At 42.7% G+C, this 15,132-nt stretch carries 8 protein-coding genes; 1 reads left to right on the top strand and 7 read right to left on the bottom strand.

What is annotated here, in order from left to right; genetic code table 11:
- Nucleotides 1-241 precede the first annotated feature (241 nt).
- Nucleotides 242-1,780, top strand: coding sequence for a bifunctional GNAT family N-acetyltransferase/carbon-nitrogen hydrolase family protein (locus LZF95_RS19675; protein WP_233756766.1), 1,539 nt, complete (start codon nt 242-244; stop codon nt 1,778-1,780).
- A gap of 133 nt (nt 1,781-1,913) precedes the next feature.
- Here LZF95_RS19675 and LZF95_RS19680 read toward each other — a convergent pair whose 3' ends face one another.
- The 7 genes from LZF95_RS19680 to LZF95_RS19710 all read right to left on the bottom strand — a co-directional run bounded on the left by LZF95_RS19680 (nt 1,914) and on the right by LZF95_RS19710 (nt 14,631).
- A complete protein-coding gene (locus LZF95_RS19680) occupies nt 1,914-2,687 on the bottom strand; it encodes a Rossmann-like and DUF2520 domain-containing protein (RefSeq protein ID WP_233756768.1) in 774 nt (257 codons plus the stop codon).
- A 79-nt stretch (nt 2,688-2,766) separates the two neighbouring features.
- Entirely contained in the window at nt 2,767-4,164 is a 1,398-nt protein-coding gene (gene lpdA / locus LZF95_RS19685) for a dihydrolipoyl dehydrogenase (protein WP_233756770.1), read from the bottom strand.
- 150 nt (nt 4,165-4,314) lie between these two features.
- Nucleotides 4,315-5,844, bottom strand: a complete 1,530-nt coding sequence (odhB, locus tag LZF95_RS19690; RefSeq protein ID WP_233756772.1) for a 2-oxoglutarate dehydrogenase complex dihydrolipoyllysine-residue succinyltransferase — start codon at nt 5,842-5,844, stop codon at nt 4,315-4,317.
- An 89-nt stretch (nt 5,845-5,933) separates the two neighbouring features.
- On the bottom strand, nt 5,934-8,726 hold the full coding sequence (locus tag LZF95_RS19695; protein ID WP_233756774.1) for a 2-oxoglutarate dehydrogenase E1 component: 2,793 nt from the start codon (nt 8,724-8,726) through the stop codon (nt 5,934-5,936).
- A 390-nt stretch (nt 8,727-9,116) separates the two neighbouring features.
- Nucleotides 9,117-9,692, bottom strand: coding sequence for a hypothetical protein (locus LZF95_RS19700; RefSeq protein WP_233756776.1), 576 nt, complete (start codon nt 9,690-9,692; stop codon nt 9,117-9,119).
- A gap of 19 nt (nt 9,693-9,711) precedes the next feature.
- Complete coding sequence (locus LZF95_RS19705; RefSeq protein WP_233756777.1) at nt 9,712-11,364, bottom strand: SusD/RagB family nutrient-binding outer membrane lipoprotein; 1,653 nt, start codon at nt 11,362-11,364, stop codon at nt 9,712-9,714.
- Between the two features lie 21 nt (nt 11,365-11,385).
- Entirely contained in the window at nt 11,386-14,631 is a 3,246-nt protein-coding gene (locus LZF95_RS19710; RefSeq protein WP_233756779.1) for a SusC/RagA family TonB-linked outer membrane protein, read from the bottom strand.
- Nucleotides 14,632-15,132: the final 501 nt, after the last annotated feature.

Below are 15,132 nucleotides of genomic sequence, written 5' to 3' on the forward strand. Positions count from 1 at the left end.
AATCCCGATTCCTATAAAATTAAACGGTATTCAAAAAAATAGAGGCCGAAATCAGGAAATCGGCCTCTATTGAATAAAAAAGGCTGTCTTCAATTATCAAACATCAATATGAGACAGCCTCTTTTTTGGTTGTAGCTTATATGTTTATCTTAGCTACTATCTCCAATAGAATATCGGAATGTACCCTTCTCCAACATTTCTTTTCAAGATACATTCCCAATAACTGTCCGACCTTTAGTTTATGAACAATACCCAAGTAGAACACATATCACTCGCATACCTCCAACCCTCTGACTACAAGGCATTAAAGGCCGCCATGATAGAAGCATACCGATCTATGCCAGGCTCCCACTGGGAAGAGAGTCAGATCGAAACACTGATCAATAAATTCCCATCAGGCCAGGTGGTTATCAAAATAAACGACCAACTCGCAGGCTGTGCGCTTTCAATTATTGTTAATGATGCGGAATTGGAGGGAGAGCATACTTATAGAGACATTACAACAAACTTCACTTTTGAGAATCACAACAATGCAGGGGACATGCTCTACGGAATTGATGTGTTCATCAAACCAGAATTCCGGGGATTGAGATTAGGCAGAAGACTGTATGATTATCGGAAGGAATTATGTGAAAAACTTAACCTCAAGGGGATTGTCTTTGGCGGGCGAATCCCCAATTATCACAAATACGCAGAGCAGATGGGGCCAAAAGAATACCTGGACAAGGTGAAAATGAAAGAGATTCATGATCCGGTCTTGAATTTTCAGCTGGCAAATGACTTTCACCCTACCCGAATCATGAAAAATTATCTGGAAGGTGATACTGCATCCAGTGAGTTTGCGGTCTTGTTGGAATGGAATAACATTTTTTATACTAAACCAAATAAAAAAGCCTCCAGCAATAAGACCATTGTACGGCTAGGTTTGATTCAGTGGCAAATGCGGCTATATGACAATCTGGATGGGTTGATGCAGCAGGCAGAGTACTTCATAGATGCAGTGTCCGGATATCGTTCTGATTTTGCGCTGTTTCCTGAGCTTTTTAACGCCCCGTTGATGGCCGAATTTAATCACCTCAGCGAAGCCCAGGCCGTGAGGGGATTGGCCAAATATACTGACGAAATCGTGAAGCGGTTTGCGCAGCTCTCCGTCTCTTACAACATCAATATTATCACTGGCTCCATGCCGAAAATAAAAAATGACAAGCTCTACAATGTAGGATATCTCTGCAAGCGTGACGGATCAATAGAAACATACGAAAAGCTCCATATAACACCATTAGAAGCCAAAGTATGGGGAATGCAGGGCGGAAGCATGCTGAAGGCATTTGATACCGACTGTGGGAAAATCGGCATTTTGATTTGCTATGACGCAGAGTTCCCTGAGCTGAGCAGACTTCTAGCCGAAGAAGGCATGGACATACTTTTCATCCCTTTTCTGACTGACACCCAAAATGGCTATTCCCGTGTCCGCAACTGCGCGATGGCAAGGGCAATAGAGAACGAATGCTACGTGGCGATGGCCGGGAGCGTTGGCAATCTACCGAAAGTACATAACATGGACATGCAATATGCCCAATCCATGGTGATTACTCCCTGTGATTTCCCATTTCCGAGCAATGGAATCAAAGCAGAAGCTACCCCCAATAGCGAAATGACCTTAATCGCAGATGTGGATATTTCTTTATTGAGAGAATTGAATGAATTTGGAAGTGTGAGGAATCTTAAGGATAGAAGAACGGATTTGTTTGAACTCAGACTAAAAGATATCCCAAAATAATGACCAAGAGAAGGGGTTAATTGATCAGAGCCTTGTTTATTATATATACATCGATCTATAACAGCTGGAGACCAACTCCGTAAATCTCTATGCAGATTATCAGATAGGGAAATTCGGCACCTGGTCACACTGATCAGCTATCAATAATATCTTGGGAGATGAGCCGGTAGATTTCCGCAATGCTTTCATTGTAGCTTAAAAATCGGTGATGGTCTTCCAGGGTTTCATAGTCCTCACGCATTGCCGGGCCAGTTTGGGCCACCTTGGCACCCAATTGCAGACTCTTGGAAATAGTCTCTATGATCAATGGTTTGAGCATTTCAAAATCCAACCCCTGTCTGTGCATTACTTCCTCCGCGATCCTGATCATGTGATTAGAGAAGTTGCTTGCAAAAACTGCCGCAATGTGCATGGCTTTTCTATCCTTTGACCTGACTAGGTATGTCAACGGAGAAAGGCTTTTAGCTAACTTTTTCAGCTTTTGTAAAGTTTCCTCATCATCTGATTCCAGCAAGAAGGGCACTTCGTCGAATTCTATTTTTCTGCCTTTGGTAAATGTCTGTAAGGGATAAAATATCCCTGTATATGTAGCCGAACTATAGTTCAATATATCTAACCCTACAGAACCCGAGGTATGAACCAGAATGGAGTTTTCAGGCAATATAATCTCATCAGCAACATCAAGGATCGCAGAGTCCTTAACTGCCATTATGAAGATCTCTGCCTCACTGGCAGAAAAATCCAGATCATCTTTCGGCTCTCCCGCATATACCCGGCCAGTGATTTTCTCCGCACTTTTGAGAGACCGCGCATATACTTCCGTAATGACATGACCTGCATCCTCTAAAGCCGGTGCCAGGTGCCACGCGACATTACCGGCACCTATAATTGCTATATTAAACTTCATAATGGAATTAACTCAATTTTCCTGAAAAAGAAAAAACCATCCGAATCTCTCCGGATGGCTATAAACAGCAAGATTAATACTATATGTGTAAAGCTCTATTATCGGTAGCCGCCAAACAAGCCTCTTTAAACGCTTCCGTATAAGTAGGGTGTGCATGAGACATTCTGGAAATATCCTCCGCCGAAGCTCTATATTCCATTGCCACTACTGCTTCGGCAATCATATCAGCCGTTCGAGGGCCGATCATATGTACACCCAGGATCTCGTCAGTTTCGGCATCAGCCAATACCTTCACCAGCCCATCTGTATCCATAGAGGCTCTTGCCCTTCCAGAGGCCATGAATGGAAATTTTCCTGTCTTATATTTTACCCCTTTTTCCTTCAATTGCTCTTCTGTATATCCAACAGCAGCTACTTCAGGCCAAGTATAGACCACACCCGGAATCAGATTATAATTGATATGTGGTTTTTGTCCCAAAATAGTTTCAGCCACAAACACTCCTTCTTCTTCCGCCTTATGGGCCAACATCGCGCCTTTTATCACATCACCGATTCCATAGATATTTGGCACATTAGTTTGTAAATGATCGTTGACTTCCACTTGTCCTCTTTCAGTGATTTTCACTCCAGCAGCTTCGGCATTCAAGCCGTCAGTATAAGGTCTTCTTCCTATGGAAACCAATACATAATCACCTTTTACTTCTACGGTTTCTCCTTTAGGATCCTCCGCTTTTACTGTCACCTCTTTACCTTTCTTCTCAACTGAGGTGACCTTATGCTTTAAATAAAATTCGAAACCGATTTTCTTTAAGGATTTTTGAAGTTCTTTGCCCATGGTACGATCCATGGTAGGGATCAGAGAATCCATGAATTCTATCACGGAAACTTTCGCCCCCAATCTGGCATAGACTGAACCAAGCTCCAGACCAATTACCCCACCGCCTATTACCACCAGATGCTTTGGAATTTCTTTCAAGTTCAAAGCCTCAGTAGAGGTAATTACCCGGTCTTTATCCAACTTGATAAATGGCAAAGATGAAGGCTTTGACCCAGTAGCGATGATGATATTTTTACCTTGAATATCAGAGGAAGTACCATCATCCTTAGTGACCTTAACGGTAGTTTTATCCACAAAAGAACCAAGACCTTGATGAACGTCAATCTTATTCTTCTTCATCAAATATTGGATCCCGTCTGTATTCTGCTTTACAACATCATTTTTGCGGGTGATCATCTGCTTCAAGTCCACCTTCAGATTACTAAGATTGATCCCGTGGGTCTTGAACGTATGCTCTGCATTATGAAAGTGCTCCGAGGAATCCAAAAGTGCCTTAGATGGGATACAGCCAACATTCAAGCAAGTACCTCCCAAAGTCGGGTATTTTTCAATAATGGCGGTTTTCAGACCAAGTTGCGCACAGCGTATCGCTGCTACATATCCTCCCGGACCAGAACCTATTACTATTACGTCGTACATTATTTTAGATTTTAGTAGTTAGTAGCAAGTATCAAGACTTACCCTTACTTATAATTGAAATACTATTGTATCAGGATTGGGAGTGCTTACAATGAGCTCATTTGAAAGCACTCCCGCTCTTGATACTTTGTACTAGTGACTAGATACTTTTTAAACTCCAAACAACAATCTTGTCGGATCTTCGAGTAATTCCTTCACCCGAACCAAGAAACTTACCGATTCGCGGCCATCTATGATCCTGTGATCATAAGAAAGAGCGACATACATCATAGGTAAGATCACCACTTCCCCGTTCACGGCCATAGGTCGCTGCACGATGTTGTGCATACCTAGGATCGCAGATTGCGGTGCGTTGATGATAGGGGTGGACATCATGGAGCCAAAGATCCCTCCGTTGGTCAAGGTAAAGGTACCTCCTGTCATTTCCTCAATAGAAAGCTTGTTGTCTCTCGCCTTTCCAGCCAATCTCACCACTTCCTTTTCTATTTGGTCAAAGCTCAGTGTTTCAGCATTTCTAATTACGGGAACCACCAATCCTTTTGGAGCAGAAACCGCTATGGATATATCACAGTAATCATTGTACACGATTTCGTTACCGTCGATTTTAGCATTGACAGCCGGCCATTCCTGTAGGGCTACACAAACAGCTTTGGTGAAGAAAGACATGAACCCAAGCCCTACACCGTGTTTTTCTTTAAACTGTTCTTTGAATTTGGATCTCAAATCCATGATCGGCTTCATGTTTACCTCATTGAAAGTGGTCAACATCGCCGTCTCGTTTTTCACAGAAACCAATCGCTTGGCAACTGTTTTTCTTAAAGAGGACATTTTCTCTCTGCGTTCGTTCCTAGAACCAGCCACTGGAGCAGGTGCGGAAGCCGCAGCAGGTTCACTCTCTGCTTTTGTAGGTGCCGGAGCGGATTTCTGGGCATTTTGAGCGTCTTCTTTAGTAATTCTCCCATCCTTTCCAGTTCCTTTCACGGACTCAGGTGACACTCCTTTTTCAGCCAGAATTTTGGAAGCCGCAGGGGAAGCATGTCCCGTGGCATAGTTTGTATTCCCAGAAACATCTGTTCCTGATGCGGAAGACTGATCAGAAGCTGCTTCCGCTGCCGGCTCACCTTCCGTCACCTCGATCTTACAGATCATACCACCGATCTCCAAGACGTCTCCTTCCTGAGCTACATGACGGAGAATTCCGGATGCTTCTGCCGGCAATTCAAAAGTTGCCTTATCTGAATCTACCTCAGCGATAATCTCATCAAGTTTCACATAATCCCCATCCGATTTGATCCAGTTTGCCAAGGTTACCTCTGTGATGGATTCCCCAACAGTGGGCACTACCATTTCCTTAACTTCGCCGGTTGCCTTAGAACCTGATGATTTCTCCTTAGTTTTTGATTGAGGTTCAGGTGCTTTGGCAGGCTCTGATGTACCGGGAGTACCAGCCTCATCGATTTCACAGATCACAGCGCCTATTTCCAGCACGTCTCCTTCCTGTGCTTTGATTCTCAGCACTCCGGCAGCTTCGGCAGGAAGCTCAAATGTGGCTTTGTCAGACTCCAGCTCACAAAGGACTTCATCCATCTGAACCTCGTCTCCGTCTTTTTTAAACCATTGGCCGATGGTAACTTCCGTAATGGACTCTCCTACAGCCGGAACTTTAATTTCTTTGCTCATAAGTTTTCTTTTTTTTCTCTTTTATGGTCAAAAAGAGAGGAACAAAATGATACGATTATTTTGGAGTTCTTTATTAAAAAGAGCTGTGATTAATTCAATTTCAGGGCTTGGGCAATTATGCTTTTCTGCTCTTCCACATGGACTTTATTGTATCCTGTAGCTGGAGATGCACTTGCTTTCCTTGCGATTACGTCCATTGGGATTTCTTTGTATAGCAATCTCAATAAATAATTCCAGTACCCCATATTGGATGGCTCTTCCTGGACCCAGACCACTTCTGCTTCAGGATATCCCGCCAGTACTTCCAGAATCTGTTTTTTAGGAAGCGGATGAAGTTGTTCTAGCCTAACAATTGCGATATTCTTGATTTTTTCCTTTTCTCTGGCTTCCTCCAGGTCATAATACACCTTGCCGGAGCAAAGCACTACTCTTTTCACATCCTTGGCAGCAACTGTGGTATCAGGAATCACTTCACGGAATTTCCCGGAGGTGAATTCAGCCAGGGGAGAGACCACTTTAGGGTGTCTGAGAAGAGACTTTGGAGACATCACTATGCAAGGCTTCCTGAATTCCCATGCAAGCTGCCTTCTGAGTAAATGGAAGAAATTGGAAGGCTCAGTCACATTCGCAACGATTGTATTGTATTCAGCTGCCAACTGTAGGAAACGTTCCGGGCGGGCGTTGGAATGCTCAGGTCCCTGGCCTTCGTAGCCATGCGGTAGCAGCATCACCAGTCCGTTCATTTTTTGCCATTTTGATTCACCCGAAGTGATAAATTGGTCAATCATCGTCTGGGCACCGTTGGCAAAATCCCCAAACTGTGCTTCCCAGATCGTCAATGAATTAGGGTTGGCCATGGCATAGCCATATTCAAAACCCAATACGGCGTATTCGGAAAGAAGTGAGTTGTAAATGTAGAACTCTCCTTTTCTATCCTTCATTTCCTTGAGGGAATTATAGGCCTTATTGGTATTAGCATCGTGAAGGACTGCATGACGGTGTGAGAATGTACCCCGCTGTACATCCTGTCCGGTCAATCGCACAGTTTTCCCTTCCAAAGTCAAAGAACCATAAGCAAGCAGTTCAGCTGCCGCCCAGTTGAGGGTTTTAGACTGGAAGAACATATCCTTCCGCTGCTTAAGCTGTGCTTCAATTTGTTTTAAGGGCTTGAATCCTTTAGGGATTACGGTTAGGGCCTCTGCTACCTTTTCGATCACAGCTTCAGTAATCCCTGTCTCAGGAGAATAGTCAAAATCCTCAGGCTTGGATCTTCTTAAGGAACTCCATGCAGCCTCAAAACGGGTGGCTTGATATGGAAGAGGTTTCTCTTTTACTAAATTGAGACGGTCCTGAAGCAATTGCCTGAATTCTTCATCCATCTGGGATGCTAATTTCGCTTCCACATCTCCTCGCTCAGTCAATCGCTTTACATAGATTTCTCTGGGGTTGGGATGCTTGGAGATAATATTATAAAGCTCAGGCTGCGTGAATTTAGGCTCGTCAGACTCGTTGTGCCCATGACGTCTGTAGCAAACCATATCCACAAAAATATCCCTACCGAATTTCTGCCTGAATTCCGCCGCAAGCTTGGCTGCAAATACGACCGATTCAGCATTATCTCCATTCACATGGATAACTGGCGCATCGATTATCTTGGCTACATCTGTACAGTAAATAGAAGACCTTGCATCATCAAAATCCGTCGTAAAACCAACCTGGTTATTGATCACGAAGTGGATAGTGCCACCGGTATTATAGCCTTTCAGGTCAGCCATCTGTGTGACTTCATATACTATGCCCTGACCCGCCACTGCGGCATCACCATGGATCAAGATTGGAAGTGCTTTCGTCTTATCCCCCTTGTATTCCGAATCGATTTTTGCCCTGAGAAAGCCTTCTACCACCGGATCAACAGCCTCTAGGTGTGAGGGATTTGGGGCAAGTTTCAGGTGTACCTTATTATTGTCGGGAGTCACGATATCACTGGAATAGCCCATGTGATACTTTACGTCGCCGTCTCCCATAGTGAGATCCGGTTTGGCGGTGCCTTCGAATTCGGAAAAAATCTGCTCGTAGGTTTTGCCCATAATATTGGCAAGGACATTCAGACGGCCCCTGTGGGCCATTCCTATCATGACTTCCTTTACTCCTAGTTGGGAAGACGTGTTGATCACCGCATCCAGAAACGGAATAGTGCTTTCGCCACCTTCCAATGAGAAACGCTTCTGTCCAAGGTATTTGGTATGCAAAAAGTTTTCAAAAACCACCGCCTGGTTCAGCTTGGACAGGATTCTCTTTTTATCCTCTTGGGTTGGGTTAAATGCCAATGCCTCTTTTTCGACTTTCGTCTTAAACCAATCCAGCATTTCCGGATCGCGTATATAGAGATATTCAAAACCTACCGAACCTTCATAAATGGATTTCAGGGAATCCAAAATCTTGGAAAGTTTTGAAGTCCCGATCCCGATTTCATTTCCAGCCTGAAATTCCGTGTTCATATCCTCCTGTCCCAATCCGAAATCCTGGGGATCGATCAAAGCCTTTCTATCACGGCGTTCTCTTACCGGATTGGTCTTTGATCGGAGATGTGCCCTGGAGCGATATGCATGGATCAGCGCCCTTACTTTGATTTCTTTTGGCAACTGCTCCATGTCCATGATGGTGCCCGGGGTAGCCAATGCCCCATTCTTTGCCGGAACAGCCGCTTTTCCATTGGCAGCTGCTCCGTTTACTTCCTCACCATAGTTCGTCAGTGCGAAGTCAAAGCCATCGAAAAACTCCTTCCAGCTTGGGTCGATTGATTCTGGGTCACTCTTGTAAGAAGAGTATAGCTCATCGATATAGGATACGTGAGCATTAGCGATATAAGAAAACTTATCCATAAATGATTCTTAAAGAAGAAACCAAAGCTAAGCCCTTAAATTCGCAATAAAAAATCGCTTATTTGCTTTTGCGAATATATGTATTGATTTATAATGAAATCCAAGTTCAAAACTCTTAATCCACACAATAAAACTGTAATGCTGCAGCTAACAGATTCAATTGGATGAACGGACACAGAGCCCCCTTTAGTAGCCATTAGCCTTAAGATGTACTTGCTCACAAGTTTTACAGAAAGCTCCTTCTTCATTTGTCTAAATAAACTTCTATCAGAATTTCCCACAATTATACCAAAATAACTTTCACTCAAGGATTACTTGAATAAAACAGAAAAAGGCAGCGCTTTTCAACGCTGCCTGTTACTCAAATTAGACAATCCTTATCTATTGCGACTACTCACATTCTACATCCACAAAATACTGAAACGGAGAATCATAGAATGGTGCCCCTGCGATATTTCCGGATACGTTTTCTCTGTTGAAAGACCTGCCGAACCTATCAGTCAAGTTTAAACTGAATTCAAAAACATCATCACACTCCAAATAATCGGCAGTCAGGCCAATTGCTTCCAAAGCCTCAGCGGCCGTGATCACAAAGCTAGTTCTCAAGAACCGAGAATCATCATTAGGAGCAAAATCCGACAGATGAAGAGTCTTAACCAATGCAGGAGTTGCAGTAGGGGTATACTCCAAGCCTACGTCAGGAATCAATCTTCTATGTTGGACCATGATCTCAACCGTCTCTACAGTAGCTCCGTCCTCTATATCCACCGCCTCCAGAGTCAAAGCAAACGTAGAATTTCCAAGATCAGCGAAATCGAAATCCACACTTGTTCTATCTATAGTTCTCAAATAAGCTCCTGTATCAAATTCAGAATAAGGAATATTCGGATCAACAAAATCACGGCAGGAACTCAGTAGCACTGCAGCGCTTAATAAGATCCCTAAATTATATTTTAAGATTTTCATATTGTATCAATTTAAGAGATTAATAAACCCAAGCATTTCCGGCAGGATTGGTATCCCAGAACACCTGCGCTCCCAGACCTGGTTTCTGAACTGCATTGTTATTCGTGACCATGTAGTTATTTGGGTACAAGAACGATCTAGGGAATACTCCCGGATCCTCTTCGAGACCTGGCTGCATACCTTGTGGCTGCCCTGTTCTCTTATAGAGATTTACAGACTCCACACCGTTACCATACAAAGACAACCAATACTCACGGCCAATGATATACATTTTGTTAGAAGCAACATCATATTCACTGCCTACATAGTCAAGGTAATCAGCAACATCCTCAGCAATGTTACGATTCTCTTCATCATAGAAGTCAAGTATGTTAGAAGCCTCTCTGGAAGCTTCTCCGAAAGCCGTAACAAAATCCATATGCTTCTTCACAGCGGAAAGCATGTACGTTTTAGCAGCAGCAGCATCTGTATCAAGCGTCAAAGCAGCCTCTGCTAACATAAAATCAACGTATGCGGCCAGCATAATAGGGTACAAACCAGCACCTTGGGCTCCCAATGAAGGATTGTTTACAGGTGAAGCTGAGTCATCATCAAATCTGCCTCCTGCAGGGTACAATCCCCACACAGTTCTCTTGAGGCCATCTGGCGGCACACCGTCAGGATCCAAATGATCCCGTCCCCAATAGCCCCTCTTGCCTGGAAGGCAATAGATAAAGTTTCCTACCAAGTAATGAGGTGGCGCAATCTGTGTGATACATTCGATTTCATCAGGATTAATAGAATTTACCGTTACCTGACGATACCAGTAGTATCGAGCTCGCGGATCATCAAACCCTTTGGCCTCTGTCATATGCCACATGTAGTAGGTAGAGTGATAGGTACCTCCGCCTGAAGTATATGATCCGGTAAAGCTTGGGTGTCTTGAGTCAGGGTTAGCATTTGAAGTTCCAAATCTGAATACGAAATCATCGCCAGCTTTAAGCATATTATCCTCTGCAATCAAAGCACTGATACCAGCGGTAGATGTCGCTTCATTTACCAACTTAGTATTAAGGTAATACCTCAATTTCAACGTGTTCACCAGTCTAATCCATTTCGCATAATCCCCGCCATAGTAATAATCGTTTAGCGGTGTGGTATCCATCAAGGTAGTTGCAGTGAAATGCGAAGCTGCCTCGTCTAAAGCGATAAAAGCCGCCTCATAGACAGAAGCCCCTGGATCAACCTTTGGGAAATAATTTAAAGGATCGAGTGCCTCACTTAATGGCACATCACCATATGAATCCACCAAATTAAAAAGCACCATTGCTTTAATTGTTTTTGCGATGCCCAGATGCCTTTGATAGTTTAGCTCCTCTGCCAATGGCACCAGAAAATTAATATCGGCGAGAATATTGGCATAGGAATTAGACCACCAGCTATTTGTCGACTGTGGGGTATAGGCACTTTCGTATTGAGCACTTCCCTGGTTGACAATTCGGGTCAAGCTCATACCTGAGTTACTCAATGCATTATAAAAATCTTTATAATCCAATTGAATGCGGTTTAGCAGAAAATTAGGTGACGCTATGGATGGCGTTACTTTATTCGGATCATCCAATAGATCTAGCTCACAGGAAGAAACCAAGAGCAACATTACTGCGCAGATGAGACTATATATATATCTTTTCATTTTAGTATCAGTTTTTGGGAATTAGAATGTAAGTGTTACAGTTCCACCAAATCTTCTGGAGCTAGGACCGGTTACGAAATCAAAGCCAAGACCATTGCCCACGCCAGTGCCCAACACATCTGTGTCAAAATTCATGTTTGGAGGAAAATTAAGTGCCTTAAACCACAAGTTTGTACCGCTGACCGCTACAGAAGCTCTTTTAAAAGGCGTCTTTGCAATCAGACCCTTTGGCAACTCATACCCTAAGGAAACTTCACGAAGCCGTATGGTCGAACCGTCGAAAAGGTTTGGCTCATTGGTTCTGCCCTGATAGCCTGAGAAAAAATAATCAGAGGCACTTATCTGGATATCATTTTTGATATAGCGGGGAGTACCGTCTTCATTCACGCCGTCCTGCCTGACTCCAGGCATTATGAAAGCAAGTTCTCTATCCGCCACAGGATCTTTGGTCACACCCCTGGCCAGTGTAGATGTCACCGTGGTAGAATACACATCTCCCTTATGTCGGTATTCCATCATCGCCGTCAACGTAAATCCTTTGAATGAGAATGTATTGATCCACGAACCTGTCCACTTAGGATTAGGATCACCAATTATTTTCACATTTGGATCTGCCTGATATATACCATCTGAAAGTACAATAGGATTTCCGTCAGGATCTCTCGCAAAGCCAGTTCCCTTAATGACATTGAACGGCTCTCCAGGTATTGCAAAGTTACCTAATGCAGTCCCGCCAGAAACAACAACTTCAGTCAGCCCACCTCCCAATTCCGTAGTAACAGACCTATATAAGCTCCAGTTTACGATAGAGTTCCAACTGAACCCTGAAGCGGAAGAGATTGGATTCACATTAGCCTGAAATTCGACACCTCTGGTCCTGATATTTCCTATGTTAATAAGCGTTGTGGTAAAACCTGTTGCTGGGTCAATAGGAGAATCGGTAATCAAATCATTGGTGTTTTTCTCATACAAAGAGAGATCAAAATTCAATCTTCCGGTAAACATTGCTGCCTCCACTCCAAATTCCAATTCCTCGATTAGTTCAGGTTTTATGTTTGGATTCCCCAACTCATTAGAAACAGAGTGAGTCTGAGTCACAGAACCGTCTCTGGCAAATGCTATTGCGTTCTGATCTAATGTGTTTCGTGTACGATAAGGGGGTGGAAAACCCGCAGAGGTCCCATAACCCAATCTCAATTTCAGCTCATTCAATGCAGTAGAATTCCAATTAAAAGCTGAAGTTGGAATAAAGGAAACAGAAGCCCCTGGATATAAAATCCTTCTATTATCTTCCTCAACCGTTGAAGTCCAGTCATTCCTTGCAGAGATATTTAGATACAGAAAGCTGGAATAATCCAACGTAACCGTTCCATACACCCCTAGCCTTCTCTGCTCTTCAGTGGTGTTCAAACTTCTTCCTCCAAATGCAGAAGGCTCTGTCGAAGCTGAACTCGTGAAGTTATTGTGCCTAAACAACCCAAAAGCCAGCTGTCCCTGCGAAGCAATTCCATTTTGAGAGTAAGTATCATATCTGCTATTTCCCCCCAACAAAGCACTGAAACCGATCTTATCTGTAAACTCCTTCTTCCAATTAAACACTAGATCTTGATTCCAGATTGTGTTTGCGATATTAATTGACCGATAGTAGCCGGATTGAACAGCTGCAGTACCGCTACCTGCCCCCCTATTATACATGGCTTCTTGCAATTCAGAATAGGTGTCCAAACCAAGTCTATAAGTAGCCGAGAAATTGTCGTTGAAATCATAAACCAAGGAAGTAGCGTTGAAAAAACGCTTTACGTCAGAGGTATTTTTGTAATATTTCACCAGCCAAAGCGGATTCACAATATCATTTCCCCCTCTAAAGTAAACCGAGCTGTTATCTACTGGATTTTCGAATGGCAACCCTCCAAGATCCACCGACCTCGGTGTATAAAGGACATGTGCAAATACAGAAGGCACACCATTATCAGGCCCGGAACCCCGCGCTGCATTTACAGGAGGTGTCTCAAGATCTGTAATGGCAAAAGTAAACGAGGAGTTGATACTCAATTTATCCGTGACAGCTGAATTCACCCCTAAGCCAAAATTGTATTTAACCAATTTATTGCCAGGAGTAAAACCCTCATCATCTGTATAACCAAAACTTGCACTATAGCCGGTTTTGTCCGAGCCACCATTGATCTGCACCGAGGAATTGCTCACTAATCCAGTTCGGAAAAAGACTTCCGAAGGATCTGCATAAGCTTTATATTCATACTGGATGGGAGTTCCTCCCACTATACCATCCACCCAAAACTCTGGGAATGCATTTCTGATTGCAGCCACAGAGGATGAGGCGATTGGATGGTTGATAGTTAGCCCTTCATCCAATCTAGGCCCAAAATTGGAAAAGAAGAAACCCGGAGCCTGTTGGAAACCATTTCCATACTCAGTACCAAATGTAGGCAGAGACGCAGCCTTATTTGAAAAGAAAGACTGGTTGATGGTCACCTCAGCGATTTTACGCTTGGAAGAACCTGATTTGGTAGTAATCAATATTACTCCATTTCTACCCTGATCACCGTACAGAACAGTAGCGGACAAGCCTTTCAACACTGACATACTCTCGATATTGTTTGGATCAATATCCAAGAAACGGGAGGAAGTCGCTGCTCCACCAGTAGTAAAACTATTGGTCGCGTTTGTGTTAGTATTAAATGGGACACCATCTACTACAAACAAGGGCTGATTAGAACCGGTAGCCGAGGAATATCCCCTGATTATCATGTTCGTACCTGACCCCGACATTCCGTTTGTAGAAGTAATATTTACTCCAGGCACCTTCCCCTGCAGTACGCGGGCTACGTCTTGCTCAGGCCTGTTTTCCAGTTGCTCACTGCCAACGGAGGTAACTGCGTAGCCCAAAGCCTTTTTCTCTCTCTCAACACCAATCGCCGTCACAACTACTTCATTTAGTTGTGCTGCATCGGTCATAAGAGTGACATTAATAATCGTTCGGTTACCTATTACTTCTTCCGAGGATTTTAATCCTACAAAAGAAAAAATCAATACATCCGAACCTTCCGGAACCGTAATGGAATAACTACCATCCAGATCGGTGGTAGTTCCCAGCGTAGTTCCCTTTACAATGACGGTTGCCCCAGGCAAACCGAGGCCGTCCTCTTCGGAAATTACCGTCCCGGTAATTTCCCGTTGTTGCGCCAAAGCCTCAAAACAGAGGCTTGTAAACAGGAGCAAGACAACACTTAGTAAAACTTTTCTCATAAGGTGTTTATTTGGTTGATTCCTAAATAAAATCGCTTTCAACTGAATAAAAAAATGCACATATCTAACTTAAGTTTATAATTTATTTTATATAAAAAATATGTTTAATACAATTAATATATTTTATATATAATAAATCAATACAAAATATTCATTTAGCAATAATATCTAGTTAAAACTATGAATTACTGACTATTATATCCTATAAATAGCCTTCCCAAGTATATAATCCGTCCATTTCTAGTAAACATCAAAAAATGCATGTTAATATAAAATTTGGCCTCAAAAACAGAATTATATTCTGAAAATCCATTTTTTTAAAAAAAATAAAAATTTTAAAAAAATTATTAAAAAAAATAAACATAGGGTAAAAATTTAATCATATTCCTTTCCATTTAATACAAAATTTAAAATCAAGGGTAATTTTTTATTCTATATTTAGTTAAAAAATGAGAATTATTAAAAATATGGTTTAATTCATAATTAATATTTTAAATCATG

Source organism: Algoriphagus sp. AGSA1 (assembly GCF_021390545.1).
Lineage (GTDB): Bacteria > Bacteroidota > Bacteroidia > Cytophagales > Cyclobacteriaceae > Algoriphagus.

What these genes read in the sequence shown, in the direction of transcription:
- LZF95_RS19675 (WP_233756766.1), top strand. Translation starts at nt 242, where the DNA reads ATGAACAATACCCAAGTAGAACACATATCACTCGCATACCTCCAACCC.
- LZF95_RS19680 (WP_233756768.1), bottom strand. Translation starts at nt 2,687, where the DNA reads ATGAAGTTTAATATAGCAATTATAGGTGCCGGTAATGTCGCGTGGCAC.
- lpdA (WP_233756770.1), bottom strand. Translation starts at nt 4,164, where the DNA reads ATGTACGACGTAATAGTAATAGGTTCTGGTCCGGGAGGATATGTAGCA.
- odhB (WP_233756772.1), bottom strand. Translation starts at nt 5,844, where the DNA reads ATGAGCAAAGAAATTAAAGTTCCGGCTGTAGGAGAGTCCATTACGGAA.
- LZF95_RS19695 (WP_233756774.1), bottom strand. Translation starts at nt 8,726, where the DNA reads ATGGATAAGTTTTCTTATATCGCTAATGCTCACGTATCCTATATCGAT.
- LZF95_RS19700 (WP_233756776.1), bottom strand. Translation starts at nt 9,692, where the DNA reads ATGAAAATCTTAAAATATAATTTAGGGATCTTATTAAGCGCTGCAGTG.
- LZF95_RS19705 (WP_233756777.1), bottom strand. Translation starts at nt 11,364, where the DNA reads ATGAAAAGATATATATATAGTCTCATCTGCGCAGTAATGTTGCTCTTG.
- LZF95_RS19710 (WP_233756779.1), bottom strand. Translation starts at nt 14,631, where the DNA reads ATGAGAAAAGTTTTACTAAGTGTTGTCTTGCTCCTGTTTACAAGCCTC.